The organism is Bacillus crepusculi, assembly GCF_014764715.1.
Lineage (GTDB): Bacteria > Bacillota > Bacilli > Bacillales > Bacillaceae > Bacillus.
Map to the genome: position 1 here is coordinate 82,461 of NZ_JACXXE010000002.1, position 17,292 is coordinate 99,752.

Sequence of the window (17,292 nt, forward strand, 5' to 3'; positions counted from 1 at the left end):
GAAACACAGCGCTGCCGCCGAGATGCAGCGCTATTTTTTTTGCGATTTTTTTCTTTCCGTCACATATTTTTGACAAAGTATTCAAACAACTGACACAATACCATCCAATTTTTAGGTAAAATTTACTTTATTTTTGAAGCGCATGGGTGTAAAGTACAGGTATAAATAACTAACCGAATGAAATTCAAGAGTAAATTTTCACCGAGTGAACCATTTCTAATAGGCTTTCTTTTGTGAAACATTGAACAAATAGTGAATAATTTGTGAAATGGTGAGCATAAACATCTCGAATCATTCGGCATGTGAAAGTAAGGGAGGATGTAAGGCTGTGAGTGAGCTGTTTTTAGCAAGATTTCAATTTGCTTCAACGACATTATTTCATTTCATTTTTGTTCCTATGTCGATAGGTTTGGTGTTTATCGTCGCATTGATGCAGACCCTTTATGTAGTGAAGAAAAAAGACATCTATAAAAAGATGGCGAAGTTTTGGGGTCACCTGTTCTTACTCAATTTTGCAGTAGGTGTGGTGACAGGGATTCTGCAGGAATTCCAGTTTGGGATGAACTGGTCTGACTATTCAAGGTTTGTTGGTGACGTCTTTGGTGCACCGCTTGCCATTGAAGCACTGCTCGCCTTTTTCCTTGAATCTACATTTATTGGACTTTGGATATTCGGCTGGGATCGTCTGCCGAAGAAGATTCATTTATTGTGTATTTGGCTTGTTTCCCTTGGTACGATCTTTTCGGCGTTTTGGATTTTACTCGCTAACTCATTTATGCAAGAGCCAGTCGGATTTGTCATTAAAAATGGCCGCGCAGAAATGAATGATTTTGGCGCTCTTGTAACGAACCCGCAGCTCTGGGTAGAGTTCCCTCACGTTCTGTTTGGTGCGCTGGCAACAGGGGCCTTCTTTATTGCAGGTGTTAGTGCCTATAAAATGATCAAAAAACAAGAAATCGCCTTTTTCAAAAAATCATTCCAGATTGCGATGGTACTCGCTTTAATTGCTGGCTTAGGTGTGGCGTTCTCTGGACATGATCAAGCGAAACATTTAATGGCATCACAGCCAATGAAAATGGCAGCAAGTGAAGCCCTTTGGAAGGATAGTGGAGATCCAGCGGCATGGACATTATTTGCGAACATTGACACAAATAAAAAAGAAAACTCTGCAGAAATCAATATTCCGTTTGCTTTAAGTTATTTGGCTTATTCGAAGTTCAGTGGAGATGTTCCAGGCATGTTGACACTTCAAAAAGAATATGAAGCCAAGTTTGGCCCAGGAGACTACATTCCACCAGTGAAAACAACCTTCTGGAGCTTTAGAATCATGGTCGGTGCCGGCATGCTGATGATTTTTGCTAGTATGATTGGCTTGTACTTGAGCTTTAGAAAGAAACTCGAATCTAGTAAATGGTTTCTACGCTTGATGGTTTGGATGATTGCGTTCCCGTTTATTGCGAACTCGGCTGGCTGGATCATGACTGAAATTGGGCGTCAGCCGTGGACTGTCTTTGGTATGATGACGACCGCTCAATCTATTTCACCAAACGTAACTTACGGCATGCTGTTATTCTCAGTCATTAGCTTTACGACGATGTATCTGATTCTTGCCATCCTGCTCGCCTACTTATTCATTCGAGAAATTAAAAAAGGGGCACATTCTGAAGAGAATACAGATCAAAAGGATGAAACGGACCTGTCTACAGATCCATTTGATGGAGGCGCATATCATGGCATATCTTAACGAGATTTGGTTTATTCTTGTCGCAGTATTGTTTGTTGGGTTTTTCTTCTTAGAAGGATTTGATTTTGGTGTCGGGATGTCGATGCAGCTGCTTGGAAAGGATGCGCACGAGCGCCGCATTTTAATTAATACGATTGGTCCTTTCTGGGATGCGAATGAGGTCTGGCTGATTACAGCAGGAGGCGCTATTTTCGCCGCATTCCCTCACTGGTATGCCACGATGTTCAGCGGATACTATATTCCGTTTACGGTTCTCCTCTTAGCGCTCATTGGGCGCGGGGTCGCCTTTGAATTTAGGGGGAAGGTTGAGAAGGCCTCTTGGATCAAGGCGTGGGACTGGGTTATTTTCTTTGGCAGTCTGCTTCCGCCGTTTTTGCTCGGTGTGTTATTCACAAGTATTTTACGCGGGATGCCGATTGATCAACAGATGAACATGTACGCTGGTTTCACAGACTTTGTGAATCTTTATTCACTGATAGGCGGGGTTGCTGTGACGGTCCTTTGTCTCCTGCACGGATTGATTTTCGTTACACTTCGTACAGAGGGGGATTTAAGACAGCGTGCAAGAAAGCTCGGCCAGCGTGCCCTGCTGATTGCATTGCCAGTGCTTGTCCTATTTGTCGGTGTGTCCATTATTGAAACAGACATTTATACCGTACGCCCGATCATCACCATTCCGTTAACCGTGCTGATTGTGGTTTGTTACGTAGCGGCTCTATTCTTTATGAGAAAAGAACGTGATGGCTGGACGTTCTTGTTCACAGGTGCAGGTATCATGTTGACGGTGACCATGCTTTTCACTGCATTGTTCCCGCGCGTCATGATTAGTTCAATCAACCATGCATTTGATCTCACCATTCAAAACGCTGCATCCGGATCTTATTCACTGACGGTCATGACGATTGTCGCCATTTCTTTGCTGCCCTTTGTGCTTGGGTATCAAATTTGGAGCTATTACGTCTTCCGTAAACGGGTAAGCGGTAAGGAGCCAATGACCTACTAATGGATAAACGTTTGCTTCAATTAAAAGGAATGAGGGGGCTTCTTGCCCTCTTAGGTATTGTGTCACTCATCCAAGGAGCAAGTATTATTTTCCAAGCACAGTGGCTGGCACATGCCATTACAACGCTGTTTGACGGAAAAAGCCTTACGCTGGCAACGCCTTATGTCCTGCTGTTTCTTGCTGCCTTTCTGGTGCGGCACGGTCTCACCTTGATTCGGGAAAAGGTCATGTTTACCTACTCTTCCCGAATTGGAGCAGACGTCAGAAAACAACTGCTAGATCAACTCTTTCGTTTGGGTCCAGCGTTTACAAAGAAAAAAGGAACAGGAAGGCTTGTCACATTAGCGATGGAGGGAATTGCCCAATATCGTCAGTATTTACAGCTGTTTTTGCCGAAAATGGTGAACATGGCAGTTATTCCGGCGATGGTTCTCATCTATGTTTGGACATTAGACGAAACATCTGCCGTCATTTTAATTGTCACGCTACCGATTTTAATTGTTTTTATGATTTTGCTAGGCCTAGTCGCTCAGCGTAAAGCGGCCAAACAATGGAGATCGTATGAGAAATTATCCAATCATTTTACTGATTCTCTCCGCGGCCTTGAAACGCTTCGTTACTTAGGGATTAGCAAAAAGCATTCTCGCAATATTGCAGAGGTCTCAAAGCGTTATCGAAAGGCGACAATGAGCACGCTGAAAGTCGCATTTCTTTCATCTTTTGCCCTCGATTTCTTTTCCATGCTGTCCATTGCGACCGTCGCTGTATTTCTTGGCTTGCGCTTAATTGAAGGAGACCTTTTGTTATTGCCGGCTTTGACCGCACTGATGCTCGCTCCAGAATATTTCTTGTCAGTACGTGAAGTGGGAAATGATTATCATGCGACGTTAAACGGTAAAGAAGCGAATGAGGCGATACAAGTGATTTTAGACGAAAAGGGCTTCCGAGAGCAGGAGACACAATCCGTGCAGTTGAACGAGTGGAATGAGCAATCTGAGCTCACACTGCAAGATGTAAGTGTGTTGCATGATGAACATGCCCCTTATTCCATTCAGGATGTAGACCTAACTGTCAAAGGAAAGAAAAAAATTGGCATCATTGGTGCCAGTGGTTCGGGGAAATCGACGTTAACGGATGTCCTCGGCGGCTTTGTTGAACCGTCTTCAGGTCAAATCACGCTAAACGGTCAGCCGCTTGTTCATTTACAGATGAAGGAATGGCAAAAAGAAGTCGTCTATATGCCGCAGCATCCCTATTTATTTCACATGACATTAAGAGAAAACATTCGTTTTTATGAACCGCATGCAACAGATGAAGAAGTGGAAATAGCTTCCAACGAAGCTGGATTATCTCAGCTGGTCACGCAGCTACCAAATGGGCTAGATGAGGTCATTGGAGAACAGGGAAGAGGACTAAGCGGCGGACAGGCGCAAAGAATTGCGCTGGCCCGAACGGTGCTGGGTCAGCGGTCCATCATGCTGTTAGATGAACCAACGGCGCATCTCGACATTGAAACAGAGTATGAATTGAAGAAAACAATGCTTCCGCTGTTTGAAGATAAGCTCGTGTTCTTAGCGACACATAGGCTCCATTGGATGCCGGATATGGATGAAATCATTGTCATGGATCATGGAACCATTGCAGAAATGGGTACACATGAATCATTAATGCAAAGAAAAGGCGTGTATTATCAATTGGTACAGGAGCAAATGGGGGCGGTCACACATGGTCAGTAAAGGCTGGTTTATACCTTATATCAAGGAGAATCAAAAGCTGTTCGCCTTGGTACTGTTTTTAGGGGCCATTGCGGTGTTTTCTGCTTCTCTACTGATGTATACGTCGGGATTTTTGATTTCAAAGGCCGCCACAAGACCTGAAAATATATTGATGGTCTACGTCCCAATTGTGGCTGTACGCACCTTTGGTATTTCACGTTCTGCTGCTCGTTATGCAGAAAGACTGGCGAGCCATCAGCTCATTTTGACAATGATCGAAAAAATGCGTGTGCGTCTGTATGATATGGCTGAACGAAGTGCCAAACAGACGAAGCTTGGTACAGGTGAAATGCTTGGTCTCTTGTCAGAAGATGTGGAGCGATTACAGGATGCTTATTTAAAAACAATCTTTCCATCCATCGGTGCGCTGCTTTTATATGCCGCATCGATTGGAGCACTTGGTCTTTTCTCATGGCCTTTTGCTGGATTGATGCTGCTCTATATGGCACTTCTCGTATTTGTTTTCCCGTACGTCACAGTGCTTGTGAACCGGGCAAGACAAATTCAAATGAAAAAAGGCAGAAATGAACTGTACAGCCATTTAACAGATGCGGTCATGGGAGTAAGTGACTGGCTGTTTAGCGGCAGACAGAAAGATTTTATTGACGGCTATGAACAGAAAGAAGCGCAGCTATTAGCGCTTGAAGCTGCCAAGCACAGATTTACCCGTCTGCGTCAATTTCTTGCGCAGCTCATCATTGGGGGAGCAGTCGGGCTTGTCGTCTATTGGAGCGGCTCAGTCGTTCAGTCAGGCTCGATGTCACACACGCTGATTGCAGCCTTCGTGCTTGTGCTGTTTCCGTTAACAGAAGCCTTTCTTCCGCTCTCAGATGCGGCAGGTGATATTCCTGTTTATCAGCATGCTGTCAGCAGATTAAATCAGTATGAAAAGAAATCGTATGAAGGAGAATCTAAGAGGGAGCTAGTGGATCAGTCAACGATTTCTCGTGATCAAGCACTCTGTTTTGACCAAGTGTCCTTTGGATATGATACGCATCAGCATGTGCTTCAAAACCTCTCGTTCTCGCTTAAGGAAGGGGAATCACTCGCCCTCTTAGGAAAAAGCGGTGCAGGCAAATCGACCATTTTAAAATTGTTAGAAGGGGCGGTCGTGCCAAATCAAGGGGCTGTCAGCATCCAGGGGAAACCGGTGCAAAGCATTCAAGAGAACGTGTCAGCTTATGTGTCGGTACTTAATCAACAGCCTTATTTATTCGATACGTCCGTTTTAAACAATATTCGTTTAGGCTCGCCCGATGCGACAAAGGAGCAGGTAAAAGAAGCAGCGAGACAGGTGCAGCTGCACGATTACATCGAATCCTTACCAGAAGGCTATCACACAGGTGTCCAGGAGACAGGAGTTCGTTTTTCAGGCGGAGAAAGACAGCGTATGGCGTTAGCTCGGATTTTGCTGCAAAACACACCGATTGTTGTATTAGATGAGCCCACCGTCGGGCTTGATCCACGCACAGAGCCTGAATTGCTTGAAACCATTTTCCGTGTGTTAAAAGGAAAAACGATCATTTGGATTACTCATCATCTCACTGGCTGTGAGGCATGTGACCGCATCATGTTTATTGAAGATGGACGCATTGAAATGCAGGGGAAGCATCAGGATTTACTGAAAGAAAACCCGCGTTATCAAAAGCTGTACGAGATGGATCGTCCGTTTTCTACCATATAAATAAAAGAAATGACAAGAACGTTTGGACAGGTGATCCCTGCCCGAACGTTTTGTGGTTTAAGGGTTTACTTTTCCTACACCCGCATTTGATACAACTTCTGATTTCACATTGTTCACGTTAAGCAAAGAGTAGTTATAAGGAGGGTTGTACGTACCTGTTGAAGACGTTGGCAGGCTGCCTGTGCTGTTAATATAAGAGTTGTTGATGACATGCCATGTACCCACTTGGCTGCTGTCCCAGCTGCCAATGGCATTGTTTGTATTTTCAAATACGTTGTGCTCAATTCTCATTTTTGCGCCCATACGAGAGTTGATCGCTGTTGTATGGATGCCTTTATAGTAGTTGTTATACACATGGCCTTCCCCGAAGCGCATAGACGGTACGCGAGAGTTCAGGTTTTCAAAGCGGTTGTTGTGGAATGTGATTTTTCGGTTGTAGTTATCGCTATCGGAGCTGCCCATTAGCATTGTCTTCCAGCTGTCATGTACATAGTTCCAAGAGAAGGTAATGTAATCAGAGTCATTTTTCACATCAAATAACCCATCATAATCATCTTTACCAGAGTTTAATGTATTGTACAGTTCGTTATGGTCAACCCAGACGTTTTTAGAAGCGCCTTCGATGCCAATGGCATCCTTATCACCGATTTTGCTGTGATGAATTTTCAGATTGCGGATGATCACGTTATTGGCACGCCATACTTTAATGCCAATCCCGTTAAATTCGCCGTTTGTACCTTTACCAACGATAGAGACGTTGTTGGTATCTTTCACATCGATTTTATTGGCAGATGTATTAGAAGGAGTAATCGTTCCGTCTACGACAATTTTTAATTTTTCATTTGTTCCTTTACTTTTGAGAGCGGCTAATAGTTCATTTCCGGTTTTGACTGTCACGGTTTTACCGCCTTCACCGCCTGTTGTGCCGCCATTCAATGTGGAGAATCCTTGTTGATTAAAGTTGGCCATAATAGAAGGGCTTTCTGGATATTTGGCTCCCGCTTTTGCCTCCCCATTTGGTGCAAATAATGAAGTCACGAGACCAACCGCTAACACACCAGCTAACATTGGAACCTTTTTCTTCAAAGTCAACATCTCCATTCTATTTTGTTTTAATGTAAACGTTTCCAAAATAAGCTGCGATTCAAACGCTCCTCCTTCTTTCGCTGGTATCGCCTCATTCGGAATGTAGGAAGAGCATAGCACGCAAAAAGGTATCATCGGCTAAGAATTGGCGCTGTGTATTCCATGATTTTCTAGGAAACTAAGCCGATGATTATTTCATTTTCATCTTCATGAGACGAGGATCATTGACGATAGGTATTGGGATGGCCTCAAGATTATAAGGGAGAGGCTCACTGTTTGATAGAAAATCAAGATGATTACGAAAACATCATTTTGTTAGAGATGGAGAAATGCCATAATCATTACGTAAGAAAAAAAGGGATATAAAACGAATCAATGACCGGATCAACAGGAGGAAAAGGAGATATGTTAAAAAAATAGCGTCTATTTTAAACGATCTCGTTATCCATGTCGTCTCATAAATAAGAGAAGAAAAGGAAGGAGGGGCGTTTTTGGAGCAGACAGAAGAGACATTATTGATTCAGCGGGCAAAAAAGGGAGATGATGCCGCATTTACAGCCCTTTATCGGCATCACTATTCCTTTCTTTACCGGTATATAATGAAGCTCACCCTTCAACAAGAGCTGACAGAGGAAATTATGCAAGAGACGATGATGAAAGCGTACATGAAACTTTCTTCATTTAGAGGAGATTCCTTATTTTCTACATGGCTCATCTCCATCGCATCGAGACAATTTTTAGATCACCAGAAGAAAAGAAAACGTGAACAAATAAGAGAAGAGAAGGCGAATCAAGAAGCCATACGCCGCTTCAAATGGGATGTTCAGCAAAAGGGCCGGACATGGCATGAGATGTGGGATGCATTAAATGAATTGAAGGCTCAAGAGAGAGCACCAATGATTCTGCATTATTATTACGGGTTTACCTATCCAGAAATCGCTTCGATGCTTGGTATGAGAGAAGGCACTGTGAAGTCGAGGGTCCATCATGGGTTAAAGAAAATTCGAAAGGAGTGGTTCTTATGAAGGAAGATCGTTTCACCGAGCGTTTAAAAGAAGAGTTACACAAGCTAGACGAACAAATTGAAATAGAAAAACCAAGTGAACAGGCTGTCATGATGATGCTAAAGCAGGCAAAGGAAAAAGAGAAAAGGCGTTTTAAACAAGAAATGCTGGCGTACGTTCTCATCAGTCTCACCATTCTGGCACTTTTTGCAGCTGCCATCACCCATTTGCCCATCATCTTCATTCTTCTCCAAGTGGTAAGCGTTCCACTCTGCGTAGTGATCGGCATCAAGGAATATCAACACATTAAAGGAGGGTCTTCCTTATGAGTCAGACGGAGATGATCATCTTATTGTGCGCATTGCCGTTACTGTTTGTACAGGGATTCCTTTTATTTATGGATGCGAAAAAAAGAGGGCGGTATAAGTGGTTCTGGGGCATTGTCGGTTTGATTAATTTTCCATCGTCTTCTATTCTATATTGGCTTTGTGTTGTGTTACCTGATCGAAAAAGGGGTGAGAAGCTTCGAAAGGATTGAGCATCCCATCAAACTTTTGACCCTTTTTTCAATTTGAAACCATCTAGAAATAATGGATGATTCATTAATATGTCAAAGATGACGGGACATAGAAAGTCCAGTCAACTATTTCTAGCACAATAGTCATTCTTTGAGTGGGCATTTTTAAAGACGATCATTGCTGCTGCTTGATTCATCTCAATTCGGCATCATTTTCATCTGTTATCAATATTGATCAGATTTTACAAATGGTGTTAAATTAATCTCAATATGCGTTAGAAAATCTAACAAATAAATGTGTGAAGATATCTACAAGGAGGCAGATGAGACATGTTGACCTTAGATCGAGCAGCACAATCAGCACAAAGCTACATCCACCGTGTGTTAGAGGAGGTAGAAAAGCGAAATCCAGGTGAAGAGGAATTCCAGCAAGCTGTAAAAGAAATTTTGGAATCACTCGTCCCGGTTTTTGCAAAGCACCCAGAGTATGAAAAACAAGGCATCTTAGAACGACTCATTGAGCCTGAGCGGCTTGTGGTATTTCGAGTACCATGGGTAGACGATGAGGGCAAAGTACAAGTCAATCGGGGGTTCAGGGTTCAATTTAACAGTGCCATCGGTCCTTATAAAGGAGGCATTCGTTTTCATCCATCCGTCAATGCAAGCATTATTAAGTTTTTAGGGTTTGAACAAATCTTTAAAAATGCACTGACTGGTATGCCGATTGGCGGAGGGAAAGGTGGATCAGATTTTGATCCAAAAGGGAAATCGGATGGAGAAATCATGCGTTTTGTTCAAAGCTTTATGAGTGAACTCAGTCGATATATTGGGCCTGATCAAGATGTGCCAGCAGGTGATATTGGCGTAGGCGCACGGGAAATTGGCTATATGTTCGGCCAGTATAAAAAAATGCGCGGTGTTTATGAGGCAGGTGTACTCACAGGGAAAAGTCCGGGGTTTGGCGGAAGCTTAGCGAGAAAAGAAGCGACGGGCTACGGACTGGTATACTTTATGGAAGAAATGCTGAAAGCGCATGGGCTGCAATTTGAAGGGCGCTCGGTTGTCGTATCTGGCTCAGGGAATGTGTCTATTTATGCGATGGAAAAGGTTATGGAGCTAGGCGGTAAGGTCGTTGCTTGCAGTGATTCAAGCGGAGCCATTTATGACCCGCAAGGCATTTCACTTGAGACAGTGAAGCAGTTGAAGGAAGTCGACAATCAGCGGATTGGGGCCTACATAAACATTCACCCGCATGCTGAATTGATTGAAGATTGTGAACAAATTTGGTCATTTCCTTGTGACATTGCGCTGCCATGTGCAACACAAAATGAAATATCGGAGGCGCATGCACAGCAGCTCGTGGCAAACGGGGTCATTGCTGTAGGAGAAGGGGCCAATATGCCATCCACTCTTAAGGCCGTCAAGGTATTTGAACAGCATGGTATTCTGTTTGCACCAGCAAAAGCCGCAAATGCTGGCGGGGTAGGTGTTTCAGCACTAGAAATGGCGCAAAACAGTGCAAGAATGTCGTGGACCTTCGAAGAAGTAGATGATCAGCTGAAACAAATGATGCAGTCTATTTATCGTCAGTGTACGGAAACAGCAGACGAATATGGACACTCTGGGAACATAATGGTAGGAGCAAATATTGCAGGATTTCGCAAAGTGGCAGATGCCATGATTGCACAAGGCGTGATTTAACTCCTGCTCTCCCGCACCTGTTTATTTCATGACAAGATGGGGAATCGTCCTGTAAGAATGACAATAAGGAGGCGCGGGAGAAAATGAAAAAATGGTTGAAACAAATTATTAAATGGGCACCAGTGATTTATCCATTGGTGAGGAAAATATACAAAGAACGAAAAGCATCAAAAGGACGTAACGTATCAGCCGGATAATCCGGCTTTTTTTTATGAGATTTTACAGGGATTCCAATTTACATAAGGGAAGATCGTTATTTATTCAAATGACTGATGTAATCAATGAATTAGTTTCATTATACAGTTCAATAGCTAAATACTGAACAAATACACTATTAAACCCTTCAGGCTGCTGTGATTTTCTCAGTAGCCTGATTCTGTTATGTAAATAGGTTGTCACATATTCAGACGTTGTTTTTAGAAGTGTTACCAAAAGTAAATAATAGGACATTAGATATGGTTGGTTGTATAAATAGGGGCGTTTGTCATATAAATGAGTTGGCAATTTTTATTTCTTTTCAGTAGAATATGAGTAATGAAGGGATCTGCAAGCGTATACATCCTGTCCAGACAGGCAGATTCTCCACCCTTACATAAGGAGGCCGATTTGATGCTGAGTAAAAGACTGGCGCACATCTTAAGTCAGCTGATGGCAGCTGAGACCCCGCTCACAAGCGCTGCGCTATCTGTCAGCTTACAAGTGACAAGCCGCACCATTCGTACAGACATCAAGGAACTGAACGACCGTCTTGCCCCTTATCAAGCGGCTGTAACAGCTGTTAGAGGAGCTGGCTATGAGCTGTTGATCCACGATGAGAATGCCTTTCGCCGTTTTATGAAGGAGGAGGTTGAGCAGGAAGAGCCGCTTGCTGTGCTGCCAGAGGAGCGTGTCCGGTTTATTTTAAAAAGGCTTCTTTTGGCAGAATCCTATGTGAAGTTAGAGGATTTACAGAGGCAGCTGTTTATTAGTAAATCGACGATGAGCAACGATGTAAAATCGGTCAAACGTAAGCTGGAGCCCTTTGATCTGAAGCTGGAAGCGAAGCCGAGCAAAGGCTGTCGTATCAAAGGATCAGAGATGAAAATCCGTTATTGTATGTCAGAGTATTTATTCAATGAACGTCGTTCTTATCAAACGATGCTAAGCGCAGCGGTCACGATTTTGCCAAAGCATGAACTCGAATTGATTCAGAAAACAATGATAGATTATATCAATGAGGAAGGCATGAATCTATCAGACATTTGCATGAATAATTTAATCGTTCATGTTGCCATTGCTTGCAAACGAATTAGACACGGAAACTATGTATCTGTTCTTCCAGAGGAAATCAACGACATTCCGCGGGCAAAAGAATACAAGGTCGCTAAAAAAATGGTGGAGCGTCTAGAAGGGCTGCTGGATGTCTCATTTCCACAAGAGGAAATCGTCTATATCACCATTCATTTGCTAGGAACAGCCAAAATGGTACAGTCCTTTTCCTCGAGCGGTCAAAAACAAATTGTAGATGATGATACGAGCCGGCTTGTACAGCTCATGCTGAAGGCCATCGATCAAAAATTGCAGCTTGATTTAGCCGGCGATACGGAACTAATGATTGGACTCAGTCTGCACTTAAAGCCTGCCATGAACCGGTGTAAATATGGAATGAACTTAAGAAATCCGATGCTTGATGAAATCAAAGCGGGGTATCCCCTTGCTTTTGAAGCGGGGATTATCGCCAGCAGGGTCCTTGAAGAAGAGGAGGGGCTGAGTATTCATGAGAATGAAATCGGATATATGGCACTCCATTTTGGTGCTGCCTTAGAGCGGAGGAAAATGGAGATCCCGCCGAAGCGATGCCTCATTGTCTGTGCATCTGGTGCAGGGAGTGCAAGGCTGCTTCAGGATCGTTTGCGGTCACAATTTGGGTCAAAGCTAACCATTTTAGGAACAGCAGAGCTTTATTCACTCCCGCATGTCTCTTTACATGCGCTGGACTTGATTATTACAACGGTTCCGATTCAGATGGAGTTACCGATTCCAGTCATTCAAGTGAACACCATTTTAGGAGGCGGCGACTTTTTAAAAATTGAAGAAGCTCTGACGAGTGAAACAAGAGTGACATTGGCCTCTCAATATATGAAAAAGGAATTGGTCTTTACAAAGCGTGCCTTTCAAACAAAGGAAGAGGTCATCGCCTTTCTTACGCAAAAAGTCATCGACATGGGATTAGCACCAGTAGAACTCACACCATCAGTGATGGAAAGAGAAGAGGCTGCACCTACATCCTTCGGGCATTATACAGCGATTCCGCACCCTATGACGCCGCTGACAGAAGAGACGTTTTGGGCGATATGTACATTAGAAAAACCGATCATTTGGGGAGAGAAAAAGGTACAATTTGTCTGCTTGCTTTGTGTTGAGAAAGAGAACGCCAAAGATTTAAAAGGGATGTACCGGCTACTAGGCGAGCTTGTGCATAACGTGAAATTCATTCAGCACCTCATTGCCTGTGATACATTTGAAGACATGCTGGATATGATGTATAAAAAGGCCCCTTCGTACAAGAACTAATTGTGTGAGCTTAACTTTTTCCGCTTCCTAAAGGAAAAAGTATAGGTGTTTATGAAAGCGGTTTCATAATATGATGAAATTGTAAAGAATAGCTTCACACTTTGAAAAGGGGGCGTTTACACATGAACATCTTATTGGTTTGCGCAGCAGGTATGTCCACAAGCTTACTTGTCACAAAAATGGAGAAAAGCGCACAAGAACAAGGAAAAGACTATCGTATTTGGGCAGTATCTGGAGATTCTGCAAAAAATCATATTGATCAAGCCGATGTGCTTTTATTAGGACCTCAGGTTCGATATTTATTACCACAAATGAAAAAGCTCGGGGAAGAAAAAGGCATTCCAGTAGACGTGATTAATACCGTGCATTATGGCGTATGTAATGGCGCTGAGGTTTTAAAATCTGCTGAACAGTTAGTGAACGGATAAAGGGGGCGGAAGGGATGAATGGATTCAACCGATTTCTAGAAGAGAAGGTCATGCCGTTTGCAGGGAAGATTGCCGCTCAAAGACATTTACAAGCATTGCGTGACGGAATTATTTTAACCATGCCTCTCATTATTGTCGGTTCACTGTTTCTCATTTTAGCCAACCTTCCGATCCCAGGATACAGCGATTTTATGGCAAGTATCTTTGGAGCTGAATGGGCCACGAAACTAGCCTACCCTGTTAATGCAACCTTTGACATTATGGCACTTGTTGCAACCTTTGGGATAGCCTACAGGCTTGCTGAAAAGTATGCCGTTGATGCACTATCATCTGGTGCAATCGCTGTTGCGGCTTTCCTATTGGCGACACCATATCAAGTCCCTTTCACACCTGAAGGGTCAACAGAAGCCATCTTAGTGGGTGGAGGAATTCCTGTCACACTGATGGGCAGTAAAGGGTTATTCGTTGCCATGATTATTGCCATGCTTTCAACAGAAATTTACCGCTTCATTGTACAGCGAAACATCGTCATTAAAATGCCTGATGGTGTACCGCCGGCAGTCAGTAAATCGTTTATCGCACTTATTCCAGGTTTTGTGGTCATCACGCTGATCTGGGTCGCTAGACTTTTGATTGAGATGACACCTTTTGAAAGTATTCATAATATTATCACGGTCTTAATTGGCACACCGCTTTCCATTCTTGGGGGAAGCTTAGGTGGAAGTATCGTCGCCATCGGTGTGCAAATGCTTCTCTGGGCATGTGGTATTCACGGAGCCACCATTGTCGGAGGTGTCATGGGACCGATTTGGCTCGGTGCGATGGATGAGAACCGTCTTGCGTTTCAAGCAGGAGAAGTGCTGCCGAATATCTTCACAGCGCAGTTCTTTGAAATCTTCATCAATGTCGGCGGAAGCGGCGCAACGCTTGCTTTGGTGCTGACGATGATCTTACGTGCCAGAAGTAAACAAATGAAACAGCTTGGCCGCCTTGCCATTGGGCCAGCCATCTTTAACATCAACGAACCGATCATTTTTGGAATGCCGATTGTGATGAACCCAATGCTTCTCATTCCGTTTATCCTCACACCAATCATGATGATCATCACCACATATATCGGAATGAGCACAGGGCTTGTGGCAAAACCAGCAGGGATCGCTGTCCCGTGGACAATGCCGCCAATCATTTCAGGCTATCTCGCCACAGGAGGCAAAATCTCTGGCGCTGTCATGCAGCTGATTAACCTTGCGTTGTCATTTGCGCTATACTACCCATTCTTTAGAATGTGGGATAAGCAGAAATTGAAAGAAGAAAGTGAGCTAGAAACAAAAGCATCAACTGATGAAAATGTCGTCAGCATGTAATAGAGGGAACAAGGGGGATGCGGCCGATGGAAATGGAACAAATTGTGTTTCAACTCATCTTACACGGAGGAAATGGCAGAAGCTCAGCAATGGAGGCCATTACATGCGCAAAGCAAGGTCACTTTGATGAGGCGAAGCAAAAATTGCAGGAAGCACAAGACGCGTTAAATGAGGCGCATCACGCACAAACAGAGCTCATCCAAGGAGAAATCAGGGGAGAAAAGACGGATATCAATCTCTTAATGATTCATGCACAGGATCATCTCATGAACGCAATGACCGTCAAGGAGCTCGCAGCGGAAATCATCGAGCTCCATGAAAAAATGAAGCAACTCGGAGGTGTCAATTCATGAAAGAAGGAATCAAAATTGTCACAATAGGTGGTGGATCAAGCTATACACCTGAGCTCGTTGAAGGGTTTATCAAACGGTATCATGAATTACCTGTGAAAGAATTATGGCTTGTGGATATTGAAGCGGGTCAGGAAAAGTTAAACATCGTGGGTGCTCTTGCAAAACGTATGGTCGAAAAAGCGGGTTTACCAATTGAAGTGCACCTCACCCTTGATCGCCGGGCAGCTCTGAAAGATGCAGACTTTGTCACGACACAATTTCGTGTAGGACTGCTCGAAGCGAGAGCCAAGGATGAAAGAATCCCGCTCAAATATGGCGTCATTGGGCAGGAAACGAATGGACCAGGCGGTTTATTTAAAGGACTTCGCACCATCCCAGTCATTCTAGACATCGTGAAGGATATGGAAGAGCTTTGTCCAGATGCATGGCTTGTGAACTTTACAAATCCAGCCGGCATGGTCACAGAAGCTGTGTTGCGCTACACGAATCTCAAAAAAGTGGTCGGTCTATGCAATGTGCCAATTGGGATCAAAATGGGGATTGCCAAGGCACTTGATGTGGATGTTGAACGTATCGAGGTGCAGTTTGCCGGTCTCAATCACATGGTCTATGGATTAGACGTATATTTAGACGGGGTCAGCATTATGAATCAAGTGCTTGATGAACTAGGAAATCCAAATAGCCAGTGGTCGATGAAGAACATTGAAGCGAAAAACTGGGAGCCCTCTTTTGTGAAAGGCCTAGGGGTGATCCCATGTCCATACCATCGCTATTACTATAAAACGAAAGATATGCTGGAAGAAGAGCAAAAAGCGGCCCAAGAAAAAGGAACAAGAGCAGAGGTTGTCCAGCAGGTCGAGCAAGAATTATTTGAGCTCTATAAAGACCCTGATTTATCGATTAAACCACCGCAACTCGAAAAAAGAGGCGGAGCGTATTACAGCGATGCAGCATGTAATTTGATCAGCTCCATCTATAATGATAAACATGACATTCAACCGGTAAATACAGTGAACAGAGGAGCGATTGCCAGCATTCCGGCCGAATCAGCGGTTGAAGTGAACTGTATCATTACAAAGGATGGACCAAAACCAATAGCGACAGGTGATCTGCCCGTGGCAGTAAGAGGTCTCGTTCAGCAAATCAAATCCTTCGAGCGTGTGGCAGCAGAAGCAGCAGTAACAGGAGATTACGAGACGGCTCTTGTAGCGATGACGATCAATCCGCTCGTCCCATCTGACGAAATTGCCAAGCAAATTTTAGATGAAATGCTCGAAGCACATCGTGAGTATTTACCGCAATTCTTCAAATCAGTCAATGCTTAACACATAATGGCCCCTTTAATGGGGTCATTTTTTATGATTTGACCATATGGAAGCGGGAGAAAGAAGTGTATGATAGAAAAAACAGCATGTATGGCTTCAAAGAAAGGACTGTTGGAATATGGTTGCAATTGGTTTAATGCTTTACGGATTTGTCGTTCAACCTCTGTTGAGTTATGGCACAGTGGTCTTGTTTTTGTATGGAATCATCGCTTCATTTATTGGTCTTATTCGTCATAGACAGTATGTGTGGATGTATGTTCTTCGCCTGCTCGTTTGTTTTACCATTCCAGTAACAAATCTGCTAATGTATTTCACAACCATTGGTGGAGATGAAAGAGACTTTGATTTCCAGCCGATGCCGCCTGTTTATGATCTTGTTTTTATCCTAGAAATCATCATCGTCTTTTTACCAGAAATCTTTTTACTGATCGAAAAAAAGAGGAGCATCAAAGGGAAACAGTGGATATATGCAGGGGCGATTGTGAGTGTATCGGTCTTGTTTTGGTGCACGATTTGATAGGAGGCTGACTGGACATCTAAGTCTATTTCGCCTAACCTTTACAAAAGTAATAGAAAGAACAAAGATAGAAATTCCGAGAAACTTAAATAGAAAACGGGTGAGAAACGGTGAATCGTCGAAACCTGTGCTATGATCATCGATCCGATGCAAATACCAAAGAACGCTAGTAGATAAGTAAAAAACATACCATCACTCCTTATACGTGTGATTACCATGATAAGGTATATTGGAGGAG

At 43.5% G+C, this 17,292-nt stretch carries 16 protein-coding genes; 15 read left to right on the forward strand and 1 reads right to left on the reverse strand.

Annotation, left to right across the window (positions count from 1 at the left end):
* The first annotated feature begins 328 nt into the window (after positions 1 to 328).
* Genes IEE86_RS04370 through cydC form a run of 4 tightly spaced genes read left to right on the forward strand, consistent with a single transcriptional unit; the run spans position 329 to position 6,206 of the window.
* Positions 329 to 1,744, forward strand: a complete 1,416-nt coding sequence (locus IEE86_RS04370) for a cytochrome ubiquinol oxidase subunit I (RefSeq protein ID WP_191096123.1) — start codon at positions 329 to 331, stop codon at positions 1,742 to 1,744.
* Positions 1,731 to 2,747, forward strand: a complete 1,017-nt coding sequence (gene cydB / locus IEE86_RS04375) for a cytochrome d ubiquinol oxidase subunit II (RefSeq protein ID WP_191096124.1) — start codon at positions 1,731 to 1,733, stop codon at positions 2,745 to 2,747. Before IEE86_RS04370 ends, cydB begins: the two co-directional genes overlap by 14 nt.
* The gene (gene cydD / locus IEE86_RS04380) at positions 2,747 to 4,483 is read left to right on the forward strand and encodes a thiol reductant ABC exporter subunit CydD (RefSeq protein WP_191096125.1); all 1,737 of its coding nucleotides are present in this window, start codon (positions 2,747 to 2,749) and stop codon (positions 4,481 to 4,483) included. The genes cydB and cydD overlap by 1 nt, the downstream gene beginning before the upstream one ends.
* Positions 4,473 to 6,206, forward strand: a complete 1,734-nt coding sequence (gene cydC / locus IEE86_RS04385; RefSeq protein ID WP_191096126.1) for a thiol reductant ABC exporter subunit CydC — start codon at positions 4,473 to 4,475, stop codon at positions 6,204 to 6,206. The genes cydD and cydC overlap by 11 nt, the downstream gene beginning before the upstream one ends.
* A gap of 57 nt (positions 6,207 to 6,263) precedes the next feature.
* On the opposite strand, the gene IEE86_RS04390 is transcribed toward cydC, so the two are convergent.
* The gene (locus IEE86_RS04390; RefSeq protein WP_463671363.1) at positions 6,264 to 7,274 is read right to left on the reverse strand and encodes a pectate lyase family protein; all 1,011 of its coding nucleotides are present in this window, start codon (positions 7,272 to 7,274) and stop codon (positions 6,264 to 6,266) included.
* Between the two features lie 509 nt (positions 7,275 to 7,783).
* On the opposite strand from IEE86_RS04390, the gene sigY reads away from it, so the two are divergent.
* The 11 genes from sigY to IEE86_RS04440 all read left to right on the forward strand — a co-directional run bounded on the left by sigY (position 7,784) and on the right by IEE86_RS04440 (position 17,054).
* Positions 7,784 to 8,317 carry an RNA polymerase sigma factor SigY gene (gene sigY, locus IEE86_RS04395; protein WP_191096127.1) on the forward strand — a complete coding sequence of 178 codons (534 nt, stop codon included), beginning with the start codon at positions 7,784 to 7,786 and terminating at the stop codon, positions 8,315 to 8,317.
* Positions 8,314 to 8,625 carry a YxlC family protein gene (locus IEE86_RS04400; protein WP_191096128.1) on the forward strand — a complete coding sequence of 104 codons (312 nt, stop codon included), beginning with the start codon at positions 8,314 to 8,316 and terminating at the stop codon, positions 8,623 to 8,625. The genes sigY and IEE86_RS04400 overlap by 4 nt, the downstream gene beginning before the upstream one ends.
* Positions 8,622 to 8,834, forward strand: coding sequence for a transcriptional regulator (locus tag IEE86_RS04405; RefSeq protein ID WP_191096129.1), 213 nt, complete (start codon positions 8,622 to 8,624; stop codon positions 8,832 to 8,834). The genes IEE86_RS04400 and IEE86_RS04405 overlap by 4 nt, the downstream gene beginning before the upstream one ends.
* Positions 8,835 to 9,143: 309 nt before the next feature.
* The gene (gene gdhA, locus IEE86_RS04410; RefSeq protein ID WP_191096130.1) at positions 9,144 to 10,514 is read left to right on the forward strand and encodes an NADP-specific glutamate dehydrogenase; all 1,371 of its coding nucleotides are present in this window, start codon (positions 9,144 to 9,146) and stop codon (positions 10,512 to 10,514) included.
* Positions 10,515 to 10,597: 83 nt separating this feature from the next.
* Positions 10,598 to 10,711, forward strand: coding sequence for a hypothetical protein (locus tag IEE86_RS19305; protein WP_224740804.1), 114 nt, complete (start codon positions 10,598 to 10,600; stop codon positions 10,709 to 10,711).
* 412 nt (positions 10,712 to 11,123) lie between these two features.
* Positions 11,124 to 13,067 (forward strand): BglG family transcription antiterminator, encoded by a 1,944-nt coding sequence (locus tag IEE86_RS04415; RefSeq protein WP_191096131.1) that lies wholly within the window; start codon positions 11,124 to 11,126, stop codon positions 13,065 to 13,067.
* Positions 13,068 to 13,189: 122 nt separating this feature from the next.
* Positions 13,190 to 13,495: a PTS sugar transporter subunit IIB gene (locus tag IEE86_RS04420; RefSeq protein ID WP_003214824.1), complete on the forward strand. Its 306-nt coding sequence runs from the start codon at positions 13,190 to 13,192 to the stop codon at positions 13,493 to 13,495.
* Between the two features lie 14 nt (positions 13,496 to 13,509).
* A complete protein-coding gene (celB, locus tag IEE86_RS04425) occupies positions 13,510 to 14,859 on the forward strand; it encodes a PTS cellobiose transporter subunit IIC (protein WP_191096132.1) in 1,350 nt (449 codons plus the stop codon).
* Between the two features lie 26 nt (positions 14,860 to 14,885).
* Positions 14,886 to 15,212 (forward strand): PTS lactose/cellobiose transporter subunit IIA, encoded by a 327-nt coding sequence (locus IEE86_RS04430; RefSeq protein ID WP_191096133.1) that lies wholly within the window; start codon positions 14,886 to 14,888, stop codon positions 15,210 to 15,212.
* The gene (locus tag IEE86_RS04435; protein WP_191096134.1) at positions 15,209 to 16,537 is read left to right on the forward strand and encodes a 6-phospho-beta-glucosidase; all 1,329 of its coding nucleotides are present in this window, start codon (positions 15,209 to 15,211) and stop codon (positions 16,535 to 16,537) included. Before IEE86_RS04430 ends, IEE86_RS04435 begins: the two co-directional genes overlap by 4 nt.
* Positions 16,538 to 16,655: 118 nt before the next feature.
* Positions 16,656 to 17,054, forward strand: coding sequence for a hypothetical protein (locus IEE86_RS04440; RefSeq protein WP_191096135.1), 399 nt, complete (start codon positions 16,656 to 16,658; stop codon positions 17,052 to 17,054).
* Positions 17,055 to 17,292: the final 238 nt, after the last annotated feature.